Source organism: Mycolicibacter kumamotonensis, from assembly GCF_002086285.1.
GTDB lineage: Bacteria > Actinomycetota > Actinomycetes > Mycobacteriales > Mycobacteriaceae > Mycobacterium > Mycobacterium kumamotonense.
In genome coordinates this window covers 1-19,179 of the sequence record NZ_MVHU01000056.1, presented here as the reverse complement: position 1 = coordinate 19,179, position 19,179 = coordinate 1, and the positions used below count along the sequence as shown (strand labels likewise).

19 protein-coding genes and 1 pseudogene are annotated in these 19,179 nt (G+C 64.3%); 15 read left to right on the top strand and 5 right to left on the bottom strand.

The window, feature by feature from the left end; genetic code table 11:
- Positions 1-77: 77 nt before the first annotated feature.
- The 8 genes and pseudogenes from BST28_RS23515 to BST28_RS23860 all read left to right on the top strand — a co-directional run.
- Positions 78-209, top strand: a pseudogene (locus BST28_RS23515) (IS256 family transposase); the annotation flags it as partial.
- Between the two features lie 129 nt (positions 210-338).
- A protein-coding gene (locus BST28_RS21850; RefSeq protein WP_109560766.1) for an IS3 family transposase occupies positions 339-1,525 on the top strand; the annotation gives its coding sequence in 2 pieces (ribosomal slippage) (positions 339-617 and positions 620-1,525; 1,185 coding nt in all).
- A 94-nt stretch (positions 1,526-1,619) separates the two neighbouring features.
- Complete coding sequence (locus BST28_RS21845) at positions 1,620-2,270, top strand: hypothetical protein (protein ID WP_083083050.1); 651 nt, start codon at positions 1,620-1,622, stop codon at positions 2,268-2,270.
- Entirely contained in the window at positions 2,267-4,249 is a 1,983-nt protein-coding gene (locus tag BST28_RS23865) for a hypothetical protein (RefSeq protein WP_133054353.1), read from the top strand. Before BST28_RS21845 ends, BST28_RS23865 begins: the two co-directional genes overlap by 4 nt.
- A 126-nt stretch (positions 4,250-4,375) precedes the next feature.
- Positions 4,376-5,683, top strand: coding sequence for an IS256 family transposase (locus BST28_RS21835; RefSeq protein ID WP_083083045.1), 1,308 nt, complete (start codon positions 4,376-4,378; stop codon positions 5,681-5,683).
- Between the two features lie 317 nt (positions 5,684-6,000).
- The gene (locus BST28_RS24275) at positions 6,001-6,153 is read left to right on the top strand and encodes a hypothetical protein (RefSeq protein WP_165758129.1); all 153 of its coding nucleotides are present in this window, start codon (positions 6,001-6,003) and stop codon (positions 6,151-6,153) included.
- A 60-nt stretch (positions 6,154-6,213) separates the two neighbouring features.
- A protein-coding gene (locus BST28_RS21825; RefSeq protein WP_109560763.1) for an IS3 family transposase occupies positions 6,214-7,352 on the top strand; the annotation gives its coding sequence in 2 pieces (ribosomal slippage) (positions 6,214-6,484 and positions 6,484-7,352; 1,140 coding nt in all).
- Between the two features lie 73 nt (positions 7,353-7,425).
- On the top strand, positions 7,426-7,770 hold the full coding sequence (locus tag BST28_RS23860) for a hypothetical protein (RefSeq protein WP_133054352.1): 345 nt from the start codon (positions 7,426-7,428) through the stop codon (positions 7,768-7,770).
- 119 nt (positions 7,771-7,889) lie between these two features.
- Here the strand turns inward: BST28_RS23860 and BST28_RS21820 are convergent, their stop codons facing one another.
- The 5 genes from BST28_RS21820 to BST28_RS21805 form a co-directional block, all read right to left on the bottom strand.
- Positions 7,890-8,570 carry a PIG-L deacetylase family protein gene (locus tag BST28_RS21820; RefSeq protein ID WP_083083056.1) on the bottom strand — a complete coding sequence of 227 codons (681 nt, stop codon included), beginning with the start codon at positions 8,568-8,570 and terminating at the stop codon, positions 7,890-7,892.
- 5 nt (positions 8,571-8,575) lie between these two features.
- A complete protein-coding gene (locus tag BST28_RS21815) occupies positions 8,576-9,283 on the bottom strand; it encodes a peroxiredoxin (protein ID WP_083083041.1) in 708 nt (235 codons plus the stop codon).
- Positions 9,284-9,618: 335 nt separating this feature from the next.
- Positions 9,619-11,316 (bottom strand): aa3-type cytochrome oxidase subunit I, encoded by a 1,698-nt coding sequence (ctaD, locus tag BST28_RS21810; RefSeq protein WP_083083039.1) that lies wholly within the window; start codon positions 11,314-11,316, stop codon positions 9,619-9,621.
- An 87-nt stretch (positions 11,317-11,403) separates the two neighbouring features.
- Positions 11,404-11,544: a DUF8730 family Cys-rich protein gene (locus BST28_RS25390; RefSeq protein ID WP_526022681.1), complete on the bottom strand. Its 141-nt coding sequence runs from the start codon at positions 11,542-11,544 to the stop codon at positions 11,404-11,406.
- A gap of 407 nt (positions 11,545-11,951) precedes the next feature.
- Positions 11,952-12,329, bottom strand: coding sequence for a carboxymuconolactone decarboxylase family protein (locus tag BST28_RS21805; protein ID WP_083083054.1), 378 nt, complete (start codon positions 12,327-12,329; stop codon positions 11,952-11,954).
- Between the two features lie 131 nt (positions 12,330-12,460).
- Between BST28_RS21805 and BST28_RS21800 the strand changes: the two genes are divergently transcribed.
- The 7 genes from BST28_RS21800 to cydC form a co-directional block, all read left to right on the top strand.
- Positions 12,461-12,730 (top strand): metal-sensitive transcriptional regulator, encoded by a 270-nt coding sequence (locus BST28_RS21800; RefSeq protein ID WP_067976675.1) that lies wholly within the window; start codon positions 12,461-12,463, stop codon positions 12,728-12,730.
- 61 nt (positions 12,731-12,791) lie between these two features.
- Complete coding sequence (locus BST28_RS21795; protein ID WP_067976674.1) at positions 12,792-13,190, top strand: DUF302 domain-containing protein; 399 nt, start codon at positions 12,792-12,794, stop codon at positions 13,188-13,190.
- Positions 13,191-13,379: 189 nt separating this feature from the next.
- Complete coding sequence (locus BST28_RS21790) at positions 13,380-13,661, top strand: YgaP family membrane protein (protein WP_234808372.1); 282 nt, start codon at positions 13,380-13,382, stop codon at positions 13,659-13,661.
- 32 nt (positions 13,662-13,693) lie between these two features.
- On the top strand, positions 13,694-15,181 hold the full coding sequence (locus BST28_RS21785; protein ID WP_083083038.1) for a cytochrome ubiquinol oxidase subunit I: 1,488 nt from the start codon (positions 13,694-13,696) through the stop codon (positions 15,179-15,181).
- A 31-nt stretch (positions 15,182-15,212) separates the two neighbouring features.
- Entirely contained in the window at positions 15,213-16,253 is a 1,041-nt protein-coding gene (gene cydB / locus BST28_RS21780; protein ID WP_083083036.1) for a cytochrome d ubiquinol oxidase subunit II, read from the top strand.
- A 62-nt stretch (positions 16,254-16,315) separates the two neighbouring features.
- The gene (gene cydD / locus BST28_RS21775; RefSeq protein ID WP_083083034.1) at positions 16,316-17,920 is read left to right on the top strand and encodes a thiol reductant ABC exporter subunit CydD; all 1,605 of its coding nucleotides are present in this window, start codon (positions 16,316-16,318) and stop codon (positions 17,918-17,920) included.
- On the top strand, positions 17,907-19,179 hold a 1,273-nt coding region (gene cydC, locus BST28_RS21770), incomplete at its 3' end, for a thiol reductant ABC exporter subunit CydC (RefSeq protein WP_109560762.1). The genes cydD and cydC, both read left to right, overlap by 14 nt.

Sequence of the window (19,179 nt, the reverse complement as noted above, 5' to 3'; positions counted from 1 at the left end):
GTTGCTGATTCTTCCTCGCCCGCAGACCGGGCAACAGAGTCCCACAACGACTGGACCACTACGAGGGGCTCACCTCAGAAGCCCACGACGAATGGCAAGTCGCCGACAAACGCTATCTTTCCGAAGCCACCCTGGCCCTGCTCAAAACCAACGACCCCGGCGACAAACCCACCGAAAGCGTTGCCCCCACAGCGGCTCTCACGGCATAGTGAACACTCACAGAGCCTCACGCGGAAACGCCGACGCTACTTACACCACGACATGGGACGCGACGGGACTGCCCCGACTCTGGTTGACACCTAATCTGTGAGGATTTCCTCGCTGGAAGGATGTCGACCATGCCGAAGCCGTTTCCCAAGGAGTTCCGCGATGATGTGGTCGCGGTGGCCCGCAAGGGCGAAGCACCGTTGAACCAGATCGCGAAGGATTTCGGGATCTCCGAGGGCTGCCTGCACAACTGGTTGAAGAAAGCCGACATCGAAGACGGCCACCGGCCCGGTGCCACCGATGCCGAGCATGCCGAGCTGCGTGAGCTCAAGAAACGCAATCGGCTACTCGAGCAGGAAAACGAGGTCCTGCGCCGGGCGGCCGCCTACCTGTCGCAGGCCAATCTGCCGGGAAAATAGTCTTCCCGCTCGTCCGTGAGATGGCCGCGACCGGTGCCCGTATTCGGGTGCCGGTCGCGGTGGCGTGCCGGGTCCTGGGCTTATCGACTCAGGGATACTACAAATGGCTCAAAGAGCCCGTCTGCCAGCGGGACTGGGATGACGCACACGTCATCAACACCCTGCACGACATCCATGCCGACGAGCCCACACTGGGCTACCGGTTCCTCGCCGACGAACTCATCGACGCCGGCGTCACCGCAGGTGAGAACCGGGTGCAGCGATTGTGCTCGATGGCCGGGATCACCGCCTGCCACCACAAGAAGAAGGGCAAGGCCGGCAAGCCCGGTCCACCGGTGCATGATGACCTGCTCGCCGTCCGCGACGCCAAGGGACGGGTGCGGCACGAGTTCCGCGCGGATCGACCAAATCAATTGTGGCTCACCGATATCACCGAGCATCGCACCGATGAAGGCAAGCTGTATCTGTGTGCGGTCAAGGACTGCTTTTCCAACAAGATCGTCGGCTACTCCATCGCCGCCCACATGCGTTCCTCGCTGGCCGCCACAGCGATCCGCAACGCCATCGCCTTGCGCTGCCCAGTCGGCACCGTGTGTCACTCCGACCGCGGCAGCCAATTCCGGTCCAAGAAGGTCATCCGACTGTTGAAGAACAACGGCCTCAAGGGCTCGATGGGTCGTGTCGGCGCGGCCGGCGACAACGCCGCGATGGAGTCCTTCTTCGCCCTGCTGCAAAAGAACGTCCTGAACACCCGCCGCTGGTCCACCCGCGAAGAACTCCGGCTGGCGATCGTGGTCTGGATCGAAGCCCGCTACAACCGCCGACGCCGCCAACGCTCCCTGGGCAAACTCACCCCAATCGAATTTGAGATGATCTACACGGTCGCAGACGCGGCCTGATCACTGCACACCCCGAGTGTCAACCAGACCGGGGGCAGTCCCGACCGCGAACGACCTGCCCGGAGCTGATCGCCTCATCGTCTACTGGCCTGTGATGAAGGCTCTGGACTCGTCTCCTTCGGTCGGCCTGACCCCCAGTCACCTCAAGCTGAGCAGGCTCAAATGGTGGCCGAACCAGGACGAGCCGATCTCGTTCACCCGCATCCGCAAGACGGTCCGAGTACTCGTTGACCGGACGCCCCAGGGCCATTCGCGCGCAACGTGGTCCACAAGCTACATCGAAGCGTCGGAAGTCGAACGTGAGCGCCTTATGACTGAAGCGGTCGAAACGGGACTGTGGGCGGTGATCAAGAACGCCGAGCGCCACCTCAAAATGCGGTTTGAGCGCGGCATGGCGATGGCCGACACCGATACGACTATTGGCGGCTGCATCGACTGGGAGCACCACCCCCTAACTGGCAAGCCATGCGGTGACGACTTCCTGCTGTGCCTGCAATGCACTAATGCCTTCGCCACCTCGCGCCACCTTCCCCGGCTCATCGAACTTCGGCACCAGTTGGAAGCCATCGCATCCACCGACGGGCCGGACTGGACAGACTTTCGAGCCATGGCCTACGGGTGCCTGCTCGCCCTCATCGACGACCGCACACTCATTAGCGCCGACGAATACGCTGTCGCCGAACAAACCATCACCGACGAAGATCGAACCGAAATTCATCTGCTACTCAACGGGCGATACACGTGAGCCGAGGCACTACGAACGCCCGTGATCTTGCCGGCAGCAACGACATTAGAGCCGCCGTCGACTGGGCCGCCGTCGAGGCCGGCCCGGTCATCGTGCATCCGCTGCGAGTGAAGCACCCCGATCTTCCAGGAAGCGTATTCGCCGATGACACATGGTCGCTTCGTCCCATGGGGGTCACCCGCGGCACCGTCCAGAACCTGCACTGGATCCCCGGGCTCAAAGAGCAGCAGTATTCGGTCCCGCCGCATCTGATCACACCATTCAAGCGCGTCGTATGGCTGATCATTAACAGGCCGGCCCCGGTGGCCTACCTTGCGGGAAGCAACGGTCGGAGGTGGCCATCGGCAGCATCGGTGTACCAACGGTTCGCGGCGCTGCGCCGCTTTGCTCATTTCCTCGGACAGCATGGGATCACCCAACTCTGCGACGTGAGTACCGACTTGCTCGACACGTATGCAACGGCACTCCTCGCTGACGAAACGCGATCCAGCCAGTCTGCGAAGGCGCAGCACTTGGGGTATACAGCGGTGATTGCGCACCTGGCCGACGATCTCCCAGAAGCCAACCGCATGGTTGAACCGTCTTGGTCTGGCGAATACCTCGGAGGGGGCCGCCGTGCGCGTGCCGCTGACAACAGCAAAGAGATCATTCACCCGGACGCATTCGCGCCGCTGCTGTGGTGGTCTCAGCAGATACTCAAATGCACCCCTGACATCGTCGCCGCCGTGAAGTGGCGGAACGCGGTTTCGAGCTGCCCCCAACCTAAAGAAAGTTCACGCGCGGGCTTCGACGCGGTCGAACAGATTGTGGCCTCCCGCGGTGGGATCCTGCCTCAAGGCGAGATCACGGGGCATATCGCTGCGCAATACCTCATCGCCCTCCACGGAGGAGAGATCCATGTTCGCGACTTCAGCAGTTGGCGCCGGCAACGTGGCGGCACGTTCTCAGTGAACCCGGCTCTGCCGCAGCCGATTCCGGTGCCGGTCGCGGGCGTCATCGAGGGGCAGCCCTGGCTTCAGCTGATCGACTACCGAGATATCGGGAAATTGCAGCGCGTCCTCCAGGCGGCGGCGGCGATCCTGATTTGCACGTGCACAGGAATGCGTGGCGAAGAGTGCGCGAAGCTGAAGCGCGGCGCGCTGCGGACAATTCCACGCCCGGACGGTGCCTACTCCTACCGGATCGACGGGCGCATCTTCAAGGCTGTCCGTGACGACAACGACCAACAGGACCGCGGCGGCAAGCAGTGGGTGTGGGCCACCATCAAGCCCGGCGCCGACGCGATCACGGCGCTCGAACGCCTCGCCGAAATCACCGGCTCCGCTGGGCTGATGACTTACCCAAAGTCGCACGATCAACCAGTATTGACCACGACGATGACTCGATGGATCAAGGAACTCATCGAGTTCGCGAACGGTTTGAGTACCGAACTCGGCATCGATCAGACCCATCACATCGACCCCGAACCGGCGAGAAACGTCACGCTCGACCGCTTTCGTCGCAGCGTCGCCTGGCACATCGTCAATCAACCAGACGGTCTTGCCGCCGCGGGCGTCCAATTCGGCCACATGCAGTCGACCACCACCGATGGGTACGCCTCCACGATTACCTCCGGCATCGCCGCGACAATGGACGAAGAACGCACACGTGCTCTCTACACCACACTGCAAGACCATGCGAACGCCGCGAAAACCGGAATGAAAGCGTCCGGCCCAGCGGCCAAACAGCTCGGAAAGGCTCTCAACCGGTTCGGCGCCAAACGGTTTCCCGGCACCTATGCCGACCTGTCAAGGAAGGACGAACGCCGACTTCGTAGCGACCCCGATCTGATCGTCCGGGAGAATCCAGGCCATGGCTGTCTTTGCCTGGCCAATCCTCTGAAGCCGGAAACGATGGCCTGCTCGCGAGAAAACGACGGTGAACCGAACCGAAACGACTGCAAGGTCTACTGCGGCAACCGTGTTTACACCGAGCAATGATCAGAACCTGTGGATGAGCCTCGGCGAGGTGGCGTGAAAGTGGGCGCACCTTCCCGAGGATGATCATCACGGAAACAGGATCTCGATCAAGACCGGCGTTGGCGCGCTGGTTGGGAAGGTACGCCCATGCTCACGGTAGTTCACGACGCGGAATCAGCCAACGAGAACGGCAGCGGTGCTGGTCGGTCGCTGTTGGATGAGATCGTCCGCGACGGTGCGCGGCAGATGTTGGCGGCGGCACTGCAGGCTGAAGTAGCCGCCTACATCGACGCCCATGCCGGTGAGGTCGACGACAACGGTCGGCGTCTGGTGGTCCGCAACGGCTATCACCACGAACGTGACATCCTCACCGCCGCGGGTGCGGTCACGGTGACCGCCCCGCGGGTCAACGACAAGCGCATCGACGCCGTTACCGGTGAGCGGCAACGGTTTTCCTCGGCGATCCTCCCGGCGTGGGCACGCAAGTCCCCGCAGATGACCGAGGTGCTGCCACTGCTGTACCTGCACGGGCTCTCGACGAGTGACTTCGGTCCGGCGCTGGAGCAGTTTCTCGGCTCGAGCGCCGGACTGTCGGCCACGACGATCACCCGGCTCACCAGCCAATGGCAGGACGAGGCGAAGACCTTCGGCGAGCGTGACCTCTCGGGCACCGATTACGTCTACCTGTGGGTCGACGGCATCCACCTCAAGGTCCGCCTCGAGCAGGAGAAGCTCTGCCTGTTGGTGATGATCGGCGTGCGCTCCGATGGCCGCAAGGAACTCGTCGCCCTGGCCGACGGATACCGGGAGTCGACCGAGTCGTGGGCGGATCTGCTGCGGGGCTGCCGTCGTCGTGGGATGACCGCGCCGGTGCTGGCCGTCGGTGACGGCGCGTTGGGGTTCTGGAAGGCCATCCGGGAGGTGTTCCCGGCCACCCGGGAGCAACGCTGCTGGTTCCACAAGCAGGCCAATGTGCTTGCTGCGTTGCCGAAATCAGCGCACCCAGCTGCGTTGGCCGCGATCAAGGAGATCTACAACGCCGAGGATATCGACAAGGCCCAGGTCGCGATCAAGGCCTTCAAGGTCGACTACGGCGCCAAGTACCCCAAAGCGGTCGCCAAGATCGTCGATGACGCCGATGTGCTCCTGGAGTTCTACAAATATCCGGCCGAGCATTGGATCCACCTGCGAACTACCAATCCGATCGAGTCGACTTTCGCCACCGTGCGGTTGCGGACCAAGGTCACCAAGGGCCCCGGATCCCGCGCGGCGGGACTTGCCATGGCCTACAAGCTGATCGACGCTGCCCAAGCCCGCTGGCGGGCCGTGAACGCACCACACCTGGTCGCGCTGGTCCGTGCCGGCGCGGTGTTCCACAAAGGCAAGCTACTCGAACGGCCCGTTGACATCACACCCGCCGAGAGCGACGAATCAACCGAAACGGAGGTCGCCTGAAACAACCTCATCCACAGGTCTTGACAATATCTCGTTTACACCGACGCGACGATCGCCCAAGACAAAGAAGAAGCCACCCAACTCCGAGCGCGAGTAAAGAACGCGAACCCGATCCTGGCCGCGCGGATCAACAAGCGGATCACGCACCTCGAAGAGCACATCGCCGACCACGAAACCACAGCGTTGCCCCTACTGGACATCATGACCGCCGAACAGGCTAAGACAAGCACGGCCAGCACGGGAGAGTCGGAAACTGATGTCCGAGACGAATGAACGCTGATGCAATCGCCCCGCTTCACAAAGCAGGGGTACCTGGCATGACATCCGGCTCTGAGATCCCCATCGCGGAACGGAACTGGCCTCCCACCGACGACGAGATCAAAGCAGAACGTAACCCCACCCGCAAGGCCGTCCTCGTCGCGATGCGCAGCCTGCTAACCGGTGATCCGGCTGAGGTGAGCCCCTCGTAATGGTCCAGTTGTTGTGCGACTCTGATGCCCGGTGTTCGGGCAGGAAGAATCGACTACGACATGGCAGCGAACAAGCGCCGGCGGCACACGCCGGATCAGATCATCCGCAAGCTCGCCGAGGGCAACAAGCTCCTCGGCGCCGGCCAGGAGCTCAGCGAGGTGTGCCGGCACCTGGAGGTCGCAGAGTCGACCTGGCATCGCTGGGTCGCCCAGTACGGCGGCATGAAGGCCAGCGACGCCAAGCGCCTCAAAGAGCTCGAGGCCGAGAACACCCGCCTGAAGAAGCTGGTCGCCAACCAGGCCCTCGACATCGACATGCTCAAGGAGATTGCGGCGGGAAACTTCTAACCCCGAACCGCAAGCGCAGCGCCGTCACGGTGCTGCGCGAGCGGTTCGGGGTCTCCGAGCGGCGGGCCTGCACGGTGGTGGGCATCCACCGCTCCACGATGCGCCTGACACCGTCACCGATCACCGATGCGGAAGCCGAGCTGCGGGCCTGGCTACGCACGTTCTCCACCGACCGGCCCCGCTGGGGATGGCGACGAGCGGCGATCGCAGCACGGCGAGCAGGCTGGAAGGCCAACAACAAGCGCATCCGCCGCCTGTGGCGCGAGGAGGGCCTGCGGGTTCCGCAGCGGCGCAAGAAGAAACGGCTGACCGGCATCGGCGTCACCGTCGGCGCGATGTCACCGATCCGTCCAAACGTGATCTGGGCGATGGACTTTCAATTCGACACCACCGCCGACGGGAGCACCATCAAGATGCTCAACGTGATCGACGAATTCACCCGCGAGGCCCTGGCGATCCACGTCGACCGCGCCATCAACGCCGACGGCGTCGTCGACGTCCTTGACCGCCTGACCCTGATGCATGGGGCACCGCACTACGTGCGGTTCGACAACGGACCCGAGTTCGTCGCCCACGCGGTCAACGACTGGTGCCGGTTCAACGGCACCGGCTCACTGTTCATCGACCCCGGATCACCCTGGCAGAACGCCTGGATTGAATCGTTCAACGGCCGACTCCGCGATGAACTGCTCAACTCCTGGCGCTTCGACTCCCTCCGGGAAGCGCGCGTCATCATCGAAGATTGGAGGATCGACTACAACGCCAACCGGCCCCACTCGGCCCACCGTGGGCTCACCCCAACCGAGTTCGTCCTACAGTGGACCACGACCCACCAACCCCTGGCCGCATAGCGACTGGACCATCAATCGGGTCCCCCTCACGGCCCCGAAGCCCATAAACCGGAGCAAGCGCAGCATCGTCGCTTTGGCCAACGAAGCGGGGGTGGGACGCACCCGACTCGTGCGGGGCGCACTCAGCGATCTCGGTGACTGGATGGACCGGGCAGTAGCGAAGCAGAACCAGATCGTGACGCCGCAAGAACATGAATGGCACAAGAAGCTCCAGGCGATGACCGAACGTGCCCTCGATGCTGAACGGCGCTACAAATCAGCTCGTGAAAAGCGCACGGAGCTTGAAGCCGTCGTCCAGGCCCTGTCCGAGCAGCTTCAGGTCAGTATTCGAGATCGGGCCAGACTCCAAGGCAAGCTCGATCGAATGGCCAGACATTCTGTCGATGTTCTCCCACTGAATGAGTCCAGTCCGTCTTAGCTTATGGGTCGAGCCTCACAAGCAACGCGGGACTGACACCGATGACGAGGGTTTGTGCCTAAACTCAACCCGTGTGGTCGCCAATGCCACGGACGGCCTGCGCTGGTAGGCGGCAATCTTTATGCCGCTGCGAGCGTGCCCGGGAGCCAGCGTAGGTGTTCGAACGGGCCCAGTAGTTCCAGGCGCCGCCACAGCACACTGGTTGGCAGCGCTTGGCTCAGGTGGCGGCGCACCGCCTGGTATTGCTGACGCCGGTTAACCGGCACAATCAAGTCGATGTCGGTGATGCCATGCCCGACGAACGACGTGTGATATTCGCCGTTGAGGGCGTCGGCAACTGTGGTGGGCAGCGTCCAGCCCAGCACCGGCAGGCCAACCTCGGCTGCGGCGGCCCGCGCCGCAGCGGTTGCTTGCCGGTGGTCGGGGTGCCCGGTGATACCGCTCGGGTCGAACACCAGCAGCCCCTGTGCGCCGAATCGTTCCGCGAAATCGATAATCGGCATCGTCAGCTCCTCGGGGAGCGTGTCGGCGAGGTGCCCGTCCGGGTAATCCAGCAGCTGCACGGCCGACACCCCGAGTACCTCGGCGGCAGCAGCCAGCTCGCCGGCCCGTATGTCACGCAGGTCACCAGTAACCCCGTGCAATGTTGACGCCTCGCCGCGGGTCAGGCACAGCACAGCCAGCTTCGCCCCTTGGTCGGCGAACGCCGATAGGATCGCGCCCAAGCCGAACGACTCGTCGTCGGGGTGGGCGACTACGACCAGAACGGATCGCCATTCGGGCAACTCCCTGTTGGTCATCGCGATCACTCTTTATGCGCCGTGGACGATGCGCCGTGGATGGCGGATTCGACCTCGTCAGCAGAAAGCTCTTTGGTGCAAAAGAACCAGTCTTGACACTCGACGCCGTCTGCGGATTCGTCCATGCGCTCCTGCGCATCGTTGGAGGAGCCGGGCGTGGGCAGGATGACGGGCTCGCCGGGTTGCCAGTCCGCCGGCGTGGCGACGCCGAAATGGTCGGTGGTCTGTAGCGCCTTGACGACACGCAGCAACTCATCGAAGTTGCGGCCGAGGCTTAGCGGATAGTAGATGATCGCGCGGATGGTGCCCGTCGGGTCGATGACGAAGACCGCGCGCACCGCCTTGGTGGAATCCTTACCGGGCATGATCATCCCGTATTTGTCGGCGACAGCCATGCCGACATCGTCGATCAGCGGAAAGGCGACGTCGACGGCTCTAAGGCCGCGGAACGTGATTTTGTCTTTGATCGCCCGCAGCCAGGCGATGTGGCTGTAGAGCCCGTCGACCGAGAGTCCAAGCAGTTCGGTGTTGTAGGCCTTGAATTGCTGCTGCATCGAGGCGAAGGTCATGAACTCGGTGGTGCAGACCGGGGTGAAGTCGGCTGGGTGGGAGAAAAAGATGACCCATTTGCCGGCGTAGTCGGCGGGAAAGTTGATCTCCCCCTGCGTGGTGACAGCCGTAAACGTGGGCGCTGGGTCGCCAATGCGGGGCATGGCTCTTGCGGCGGGCGCCTCGGTGGGAGTGCTCATCACAACCTCATCCTTATTCGTAGAGTGGTTCTCACTTCATCAACGGATACCCGTAGGGGTATATTCCGGGGAAGTTTGTCACTGTCGGGCCAGCCATCCGGGCGCCTAAGACGGCCGGTGTCTCACCGGTTCCACGGTCGCTGGGGTTATCGCTCGCCTCCGATTGCTTCACTCGGCGGTGTCTGCGAGGACGGTTGTCGTGTTTCGTTAAGTGAATCCGAGGCGGCCGACAGCTGACACGTCAGCGGCGGGGTCGGTTGCGACCGGCTTCGCTGCGTACCGGACCGGTTTGACGCCCGCTACTGGCCGTGGCGGCCGATATGGACTTCGGTGCGTAGTCGTTCGATCATGTGCGGGTAGTGCAGTTCAAAGGCGGGGCGCTCCGATCGGATCCGGGGCAGCTCGGTGAAGTTGTGGCGCGGCGGCGGGCAACTGGTGGTCCACTCCAGCGAGTTGCCGTATCCCCACGGGTCATCGACGGTAACCACCTCGCCGTACCGCCAGCTTTTGAAGACGTTCCAGATGAACACGATCATCGACACGCCGAGGATGAACGATCCGATGGTGGAGACGATGTTGAGGCCCTGGAAGCCGTCGGTGGGCAGGTAGTCGGCGTAGCGGCGCGGCATGCCGGCGTTGCCCAGCCAGTGCTGCACCAAAAACGTGGTGTGAAACCCGATGAAGGTCAGCCAGAAGTGCAGCTTGCCCACCTGCTCGTCGAGTAGCCGCCCGGTCATCTTCGGAAACCAGAAATATACTCCGGCGAAGGTGGCGAACACGATGGTGCCGAATAGGGTGTAGTGGAAGTGGGCCACCAGGAAATAGGTGTCGTGGACATGGAAGTCCAGCGGTGGGCTGGCCAGGATTACCCCGGTCAGGCCGCCGGCTAGGAACGTGACCGCGAAGCCGACCGAGAACAGCATAGGCGTCTCAAACGTCAGCTGGCCCTTCCACATGGTGCCGATCCAGTTGAAGAACTTGATGCCGGTCGGCACTGCGATCAAATACGAGGTGATGGTGAAGAACGGCAGCAGCACCGCTCCGGTGGCGAACATGTGATGCGCCCACACCGCCGTTGACAGCCCGGCGATGGCCATCGTCGCATAGACCATGGTGGTGTAGCCGAATAGCGGTTTACGAGAGAAAACCGGGAAGATCTCGGTGACGATGCCGAAGAACGGCAGCGCGACGATGTAGACCTCAGGGTGGCCGAAGAACCAGAACAGGTGTTGGTAGAGGATGACGCCTCCGTTGGAGGCGTCGTAGATGTGGGCCCCGAGGTGCCGGTCGTAGGCCAGCCCGACCAGTGCCGCTGTCAGAATCGGAAAAGCCGACAGCACCATGATCGACGTGATCAAGATGTTCCAGGTAAAGATCGGCATCCGAAACATCGTCATGCCGGGGGCGCGCATGCACACCACGGTGGTGATCATGTTGACCGCACCCAAGATCGTGCCTAGACCAGAGACAACCAGACCCATGATCCACAGATCACCACCGGCGCCGGGACTGTGGATGGCGCTGCTCAGTGGCGGATACCCTGTCCAGCCGAAGTCCGCGGCCCCGCCGGGGGTGATGAAACCGGCGATCACGATCATGGCACCGAGCGCAAACAACCAGAACGAAAACGCATTCAGCCGCGGGAAGGCCACATCCGGAGCGCCGATCTGCAACGGCAGCACCAGATTGGCGAACCCAAACACGATCGGGGTGGCGTACAACAGCAACATGATGGTGCCGTGCATGGTGAACAGCTGGTTGTACTGCTCGTTGGACAAAAACTGCAGGCCGGGCGCCGCCAACTCGGTGCGCATCAATAGCGCCATCAGACCGCCCGCGAAAAACAACACGTAGCAGGTGATGACGTACATGATCCCGATCAGCTTGTGATCGGTTGTCGTCACCAGCTTGTAGACGAGACTGCCCTTCGGGCCCAGCCGGACCGGAAACGGCCGATGCGCTTGCAACGACGCAACAGGCGGTGCTTCAGCAGTCATGGCATCTCCAGACCTACCCGACGACGGGCGGGCTCAAACGCGTGTAACCGTTAGCTCTGGGAGTCGCCCGAGGTGCCTCTACGGGGGTTATAGGTGTTGCCTTGCGGGGTCCGTACGGCAGGTGCATCGCTGGCTAGGCGGCAGGGGGTTCATGACATTGTCGGCATGGCGGCCACAGCCCGCCCAGGTCGTTTTACCACAGTCTGGGCAGCGGACGGGATAACACATGGTGCCTCCGGAATTATGTGAGAGTTGTTGGGCGGCTATGTGTTGGCGGCGGTTTCGCGGTCGACGATCTTGGTGCGTGCCGCGGCCATACCGAGGACCTTGATGTCGATGAGGGCTTTCGCCCGCTGATGGCATCGCTTCGGGCTGACTGTCGACAAGAAGGATGCCGGCGCGAAACGCCGTGATGGTGGGGAGCCGAGCGGGTCCGCGCCATAGCCGCCAGATCCCGCTCAGCCTCGATATCGACCGCTGGCGTGCACGATGCCAGGCTCAGGCTGGAGCCGGCCATGGCGCCCCCTTTCGGCCTTGGAGGTGGCGATGACTGGCCCCTGACCCTGCAGCGATTGTTGGGGCGAGTCCCCAACCCGAAGCACCGACGCGTTGCGAGTCTGTGCGCCACGCGGTGCTCATTGGGGCGATCCCGCCGAAGCACCGGCGGCATCGGCGAATTCGCAGAAGGCGGTGTAGGCCCGGGCACCGTAAATGGTGGCCGGCCCACCGTGCATGAAGATGCTGACACCGATGGCTTCGGCGGCTTCTTCTTTGGTGGCGCCGGCACGAGCGGCGGCTTGGGCGTGCGAGGCGATGCAGCCGTCGCAGCCTGCTACGACCCCGATGGCCACCGCGATGAGTTCTTTGACTTTTTTGTCCAATGCGCCCGAGGTCAGCGCGGCGCTGCTCATCTCAGCGAATCCGCGGTAGACCCCGGGGATCATCTGCCGCAACGCGCGGTGTTGCGGATTGAGGTCATCGAGTACGTCGTGGTAGTGGTCGTGTTCGTCCATGACGGCCATAATACCTATACCCGTATCAGTATGCTAGTGCGGTAGCTTGATCGACTCAGCGGCGTGGACGTTTGGCGCGCTTATACCCCAGGGGGTACGCTTACAGCTATCAACCGGATGTGGAGGAAACGATGATTGGTGACGAGGACAGCATCACCGCGGTGCTCAACAGGTTGCGGCGTGCCCAGGGGCAGCTGGCCGGGGTGATCGCCATGATCGAGCAGGGCCGCGGTTGCAAAGACGTGGTGACCCAGCTGGCAGCGGTGTCACGCGCCCTTGACCGGGCCGGCTTCAAGATCGTCGCCTGCGGGCTTCGGGACTGCATCAGCGATACCAGCTCGGGCGGCGGGCCACGTCTGACCGAAGCCGAACTGGAGAAGCTTTTCTTGGCCCTGGCCTAAATTTCACCCGTGCGCGATCACCAACCGACACCGTGACACAGACGACATAGAGGAGGACGAAATGACCTTGGGGTTGAGCACCACGTTGCACACCTCGTTCGCCGATGCCGTGGAGCGGACGACTCAGGCGCTGGCCGATCAGGGCTTCGGTGTGCTGACCACGATCGACGTTCAGTCCACGCTGAAACAAAAGCTCGGCCAGGACATGGAGGACTATCTCATCCTGGGGGCCTGTAACCCGGAGCTGGCGCACCGCGCTTTGGATGTGGATCGCCAGATCGGCCAGTTGCTGCCGTGCAACGTTGTTGTGCGGGCCGATTCAGCCAATAACCAAGGCGGCACGGTCATCGTCGAGGCGATGGACCCGCAACTCATGGTGCAGGTCACCGGCCAGCCGAGCCTGCAAGATATAGCCGACCAAGCCGCCGCTAAACTACGCGCCGCGATCAGCGCGCTCTGATCTGAGCTGATCTGTGGCGACCTCCACCCCGTCAGCCCCCACCGGGAAAGGGTTGATCACCGCCATCATCCCGCTGAGACTTCTCGGCTACGTCACGCCGCGCTACCAGCCGACGCAGCTACCTGACCTGACGACTTGACCGATAAAGAACAAAATGAGCCGGTAGCCGAACCGACGAGGAGGGCTGCGATGCAGGACCAGATGTTAACGGAGCGCGGCATGTTCGGTATGCCCAAGCCGCAGGGATGGACGATCGAGCGGATCGTGAGCCTCATGGCCGGCACTGTGGTGCTGGTAACTCAGGTCGCGCAGTCTGGGCATGTGAGTCGCCTGCGGGTGCTCGCGGGGTGGGTCGGGGCGAACTTGGTGCTCAATGGGGCGCTGGGCTGGTGTCCGATGAGTGTGCTGTTGCATCGGCTGGGGTTCGTAACGGCCGCCGAACGCGAGCGCCAAAACTACTACACTACGTAGTAATAAGTTCGCGGTGGCTGGGGAGGTGACCGATGAATACCCTTGATGTTTCCCGGTGGCAGTTCGGCATCACCACCGTCTACCACTACATCTTCGTGCCACTGACCATCGGTCTGGCGCCGCTGGTGGCGGTGATGCAGACGGTATGGATGATCACCGATAACCCGGCCTGGTATCGGCTCACCAAGTTCTTCGGCAAGCTGTTTTTGATCAACTTCGCACTGGGTGTGGCCACCGGCATCGTGCAGGAGTTCCAGTTCGGCATGAACTGGAGTGAGTACTCCCGGTTCGTCGGCGATGTTTTCGGTGCCCCGCTTGCCATGGAGGGCCTGGCGGCTTTTTTCTTCGAGTCGACCTTCATTGGGTTGTGGATCTTCGGGTGGGGCCGATTGCCCCGGTGGGTGCACCTGGCGTGCATCTGGATCGTCGCGGTCGCGACCAATGTGTCGGCGTTTTTCATCATCGCGGCCAACTCGTTCATGCAGCATCCGGTCGGCGCGCACTATAATCCCGCAACGCACCGTGCCGAGTTGGACAGCATCATGGCGTTATTCACCAATAACACTGCGCAGGCGGCGGTTTCACACGCTATTGGAGGGGCGTTTCTCACCGCGGGGGCGTTTGTGGCCGCGGTGTGCGCCTGGTGGCTGGTCCGCTCCCACACCGGGCTTGCCGCCGGCGCGGGCGCCGACCGGGCCGCGGCTGAGCATGACGCCCGCAGCATGTACCGTCCGGCGACCATCCTGGGCTGCTGGGTGACGCTGATCGCCGCGGTGGGGTTGTTGTTCACCGGCGATATCCAGGGCAAGCTGATGTTTGCCCAGCAGCCGATGAAGATGGCGTCGGCGGAAACGTTGTGCGACACCCAGACCGACCCGCATTTCTCGATCCTGACGATCGGCCGGCAGAACGACTGCGACCACCTCACCCGGGTGATCGAGGTTCCTTATGTGCTGCCATTTTTGGCTAAAGGGCGGTTCAGCGACGTGCAGCTGCGGGGTGTGCGCGACATCCAGCAGGACTCCGAGCAGCGGTTCGGGCCGAACGACTACCGGCCCAACATGTTCGTCACTTACTGGTCGTTTCGGGCGATGATCGGGCTGCTGGCGGTTCCGGTGCTGTTCGCGCTGGCCGCGCTGTGGCTGACCCGCGGCGGCCAGGTCCCGAATCGGCGGTGGCTTTCCTGGTTTGCGCTGCTGACCATTCCCACGCCGTTTTTGGCGAACAGCGCGGGCTGGGTCTTCACCGAGATGGGGCGCCAGCCGTGGATCGTCGCCCCCAACCCGACCGGTGACCAGCTGGTCCGTCTTACCGTCGCCGAAGGTGTGTCGAGTCACTCACCCGCAATGGTCGTCACGTCGCTGGTGATGTTCACCCTGGTCTATGGGGTGCTCGCGGTCATCTGGTTCCGGCTGCTGCAGCGCTACGTCGTCGAAGGGCCGCAGGAGCACGACGCCGAACTCGCACCGCCGGCTCCGCCCGGTAGCGACGAGGTGGCTCCGCTGTCATTCGCCTACTAAGAGCAGCGAATTTGGGAAGGAGACGATCGAGATGGGCCTGCACGAGCTGTGGTTCGGTCTGGTTGCGGTGCTGTTCTTGGGGTTTTTCATCTTGGAGGGCTTCGACTTCGGCGTGGGCATGCTGATGGAGCCGTTCGGCCGGATCGGCAGCGGCGACGCCGAGCAACATCGCCGGGCGGCGCTGAACACCATCGGCCCGGTCTGGGACGGCAACGAGGTCTGGCTGATCACCGCCGGCGGCGCAATGTTCGCCGCGTTTCCGGGCTGGTATGCCACCGTGTTCTCCGCGCTGTACCTGCCGCTGCTGGTGATCCTGTTCGGCATGATCGTGCGGGCGGTCGCCATCGAGTGGCGCGGTAAGATCGACGATCCGAAGTGGCGGGCCTGGGCTGACTTCGGTATCGCGGCCGGCTCCTGGCTGCCCGCGGTGCTGTGGGGGGTGGCGTTCGCGGTGCTGGTCCGCGGGCTGCCGGTGGACGCCGGCTACCAAGTTCACCTGTCGGTCACCGATGTGCTCAATCCCTACACGCTGGTGGGTGGGTTGGCCACCGGCGGGTTGTTTGTGCTGTACGGCGCGGTGTTCGTGGCGCTGAAAACCGCCGGCGCGATCCGCGACGACGCGCTGCGGTTCGCGACGTGGTTGTCGCTGCCGGTGACCGCGCTGGTGGCCGGTTTCGGGTTGTGGACCCAACTGGCCTACGGCAAGAGCTGGACCTGGCTGGTGCTGGTCGTCGCGGTCGTCGCCCAGCTAACGACGGTGGCGTTGGTGTGGCGCCGCGGCTCTGACGGCTGGGCTTTCTTCTCGACCGCGGTGGTGGTGGCCGCGGTGGTGATCCTGTTGTTCGGTGTTCTGTATCCGAACCTGCTGCCGTCAGCGCTGGACCCACAGTGGAGCCTGACGATCTATAACGCGTCGTCGACCCCCTACACGCTGAAGATCATGACGTGGGCGGCGCTGATCTTCGCCCCGTTGGCGATGGCCTACCAAGGTTGGACGTATTGGGTGTTCCGGAAGCGGATCTCGGCCGAGCGGATACCTCCGTCGATCGGCCTTTCGAGGACCCCTTCTTGAGCGGAAACGGCTCGTCAGGCCATCCACCGCTGGACCCACGCCTGTGGCGGGCATCGACGGCGGTGCGCCGGTTCCTGGCCGCCACGGTGGCCTACGGTGTGGTGATTTCCGGCTGCGCGGTCGCCTCGGCGATGGTGTTGGCACAGATCGCCTCCCGGGTTATCACCGACCCGTCCACCCGCAGCGTCGAGCGTTGGCTGCCGCTGATCTCAATCCTGGCGGCACTATGGGCGATTCGCACAGCGGCCCACTGGCTGCAGGCGCGGCTGGGCCAGCGGGGTGCCAGCGCGGTGATCGCCGATCTGGCCGGTCACGTGCTGACCGCAGTGACCGCGCGAGCCCCCCGTGAACTAGCCGCCCAGCGCGACGCCGCCGCGACGGTGGTGACCCGCGGCCTGGACGGGTTGCGCCCCTACTTCACCGCCTACCTACCCGCATTGGTGCTGGCCGCGATCTTGACCCCGGCCACCGTGGCGGTGATTGCGCTCTACGACCTGAAGTCGACGGTGATCGTGGCGTTCACGTTGCCGTTGATCCCGATCTTCATGGTGTTGATCGGCCTGGCCACCGCCGACCGGTCGGCGGCGGCGCTGGCGGCCATGACGACACTGCAGGCTCGGCTGCTGGATCTGATCGCCGGCATTCCCACGCTGCGCGCGCTGGGTCGGGCTGCCGGGCCCGAACATCGCATCGCTGAACTGTCGGCCGCCCACCGCCGTTCGGCGATGGCCACCCTGCGGATCGCCTTCTTGTCGGCACTGGTGCTGGAGCTGCTGGGCATGCTCGGCGTTGCCCTGGTCGCGGTCAGCATCGGGCTACGCCTGGTGTTCGGGCAGATGAGCCTGACCGCTGCGCTGACAGTGCTGCTGCTGGTGCCAGACGTGTACGCACCGCTGCGCCGGATCGGGGTGGAATTCCACGCCGCCCAGGACGGCCGCACCGCCGCCGACAAGGCTTTCGCGCTCATCGACGACTCCCCCGGCCGGGCCCCGGGACACCGGACCGTGTCCGCGCGCGGTGCGGTGATCCGCGCCGAACGGCTCAGCGTCGCCGGCCGGGACGGCTTTGCGCCGCGCGATCTCACCGCGGTGATCGAGCCCGGCCAGGTGACGGTGCTGACCGGGGCCAACGGCGCCGGCAAGAGCACCATGTTGGAGTGCGTCGCCGGGCTCACTGTGCCGACGTCGGGGCGGATCACCGTGTCCGGGATCGACGTCGCCGACCTGGCCCCGGCCCGGTGGTGGCGTCAGCTGTCCTGGCTGCCGCAGCGCCCGGTGCTGATCCCAGGCAGTATCGCCGACAACCTGACGCTGTTCGGCGAACTCGATGATGCAGACACCGCTTGTGCGGCATCCGGTTTCGATCCGGTGCTGGCGGAGCTGCCCAACGGCGTGCACACCCAGATAGGGGGCGGCGGCGTCGGGCTGTCGCTGGGTCAGCGACAGCGGCTCGGCCTGGCCCGCGCGCTCGGATCACCCGCGCCGGTGCTGCTGCTCGACGAGCCGACCGCCCACCTGGACGCCGAGACCGAAGACGCGGTGTTGCGGGCCCTCGTCGAGCGGGCGCGGGCAGGTGCGACGGTGATCGTCGTCGGCCACCGTGACCCGGTGCTGGCGATCGGCGATCGAGTGATCGACGTGGAAGCGAGTCGTCATGCGCCGGCCTGATCTGCTGAGCGCGTCCACCTTGCTGCGCCCGCGGCTGCCCCGGCTGGTGCTGGCGGTCACGTTGGGGGTGTTGTCGCAGGCCAGCGCGCTGGGGCTAGCCGGGGTGTCGGCCTGGCTGATCACCCGTGCCTGGCAGATGCCGCCGGTACTGGACCTGTCGATCGCCGTCGTCGCGGTACGTTCACTCGCGATTTCCCGAGGCGTGCTGCACTACTGCGAGCGGCTAGCCACCCATGACACCGCACTGCGCGCGGCCGGCACCGCCCGCGTCGCAATCTATCGCCGGCTGGCCCACGGACCCGCAGACGTCGCGACCCGGCTGCACAGCGGTGAGCTGGTGGCGCGGGTCGGCGCCGATGTCGACGTGCTGGCCGACGTGCTGGTGCGCGCCCTGCTGCCGATCGGTGTCGCGGCGGTCCTGAGCCTGGACGCTGTGGTGGTGATTGCGGTGATTTCGCGGGCGGCCGCCGCGGTGCTGGCGACCTGCTTGCTTGCTGCCGGAGTGATCGCGCCGTGGTTGTCGGCGCGGGCGGCGGCGGCGCAGGAAGCCGTTGCCCGCCAACACCTGGCCGATCGTGACGTGGCGGCGATGCTCGCGCTGGAGCACGCCGCGGAGCTGCGCGTCAGCGGCAGACTGCCCGCTATCATCGCCGAATCGCAGCGTCGGCAACGCGCCTGGGCCGACGCGATCGACGCCGCGGCAACACCGGCCGCGGTGGCCGCCGCCATGCCCACCGCCGCGGTCGGGGTCAGCGTACTCGGCGCGGTGATAGCCGGCATCTCGATTGCGTCCACCGTCGCGCCCACCACCCTGGCGATTCTGATGCTGTTGCCGCTGTCGGCATTCGAGACGACCACGTCGTTGCCGGGCGCGGCCATCCAGTTGACCCGGTCGCGGATCGCGGCGCGACGCCTGCTCGACCTGGCCCCCGCGGGTGCGCCGGCGCGGAGCCTGGTTCGCCCACCGGCACAGGCGTATCCACCGGTGACCCACCGGCTATACGCTGCCAATATTCGCGCCGGTCACCACGCTGAGCGCTCGACCCTGGTGACGGTGGACCTGCGACCCGGTGCCCGGCTGGCGGTCACCGGCCCCAGCGGCGCTGGCAAAACGACACTGCTGATGACGCTAGCCGGCCTGTTGCCGCCGGTGTGCGGCCGGGCCGAGTTGGATGGTACCGCTGAGGGGGACCCGTTTGGTGGTCCAGTCGCTATGCGACTTGGGGTTGGTGGGTCGTGGTCCACTGTAGAGCGAACTC

Excerpts from the sequence above, each read along its gene's own strand:
- BST28_RS25390 (WP_526022681.1), bottom strand. The coding sequence starts at position 11,544 with ATGTGTTATCCCGTCCGCTGCCCAGACTGTGGTAAAACGACCTGGGCG.
- BST28_RS21820 (WP_083083056.1), bottom strand. The coding sequence starts at position 8,570 with ATGACCAACAGGGAGTTGCCCGAATGGCGATCCGTTCTGGTCGTAGTC.
- BST28_RS21815 (WP_083083041.1), bottom strand. The coding sequence starts at position 9,283 with ATGCCCCGCATTGGCGACCCAGCGCCCACGTTTACGGCTGTCACCACG.
- BST28_RS21835 (WP_083083045.1), top strand. The coding sequence starts at position 4,376 with ATGCTCACGGTAGTTCACGACGCGGAATCAGCCAACGAGAACGGCAGC.
- BST28_RS21790 (WP_234808372.1), top strand. The coding sequence starts at position 13,380 with ATGCAGGACCAGATGTTAACGGAGCGCGGCATGTTCGGTATGCCCAAG.
- BST28_RS21805 (WP_083083054.1), bottom strand. The coding sequence starts at position 12,329 with ATGGACGAACACGACCACTACCACGACGTACTCGATGACCTCAATCCG.
- ctaD (WP_083083039.1), bottom strand. The coding sequence starts at position 11,316 with ATGACTGCTGAAGCACCGCCTGTTGCGTCGTTGCAAGCGCATCGGCCG.
- BST28_RS21785 (WP_083083038.1), top strand. The coding sequence starts at position 13,694 with ATGAATACCCTTGATGTTTCCCGGTGGCAGTTCGGCATCACCACCGTC.
- cydB (WP_083083036.1), top strand. The coding sequence starts at position 15,213 with ATGGGCCTGCACGAGCTGTGGTTCGGTCTGGTTGCGGTGCTGTTCTTG.
- BST28_RS24275 (WP_165758129.1), top strand. The coding sequence starts at position 6,001 with ATGACATCCGGCTCTGAGATCCCCATCGCGGAACGGAACTGGCCTCCC.
- BST28_RS21800 (WP_067976675.1), top strand. The coding sequence starts at position 12,461 with ATGATTGGTGACGAGGACAGCATCACCGCGGTGCTCAACAGGTTGCGG.
- BST28_RS21845 (WP_083083050.1), top strand. The coding sequence starts at position 1,620 with ATGAAGGCTCTGGACTCGTCTCCTTCGGTCGGCCTGACCCCCAGTCAC.
- BST28_RS21795 (WP_067976674.1), top strand. The coding sequence starts at position 12,792 with ATGACCTTGGGGTTGAGCACCACGTTGCACACCTCGTTCGCCGATGCC.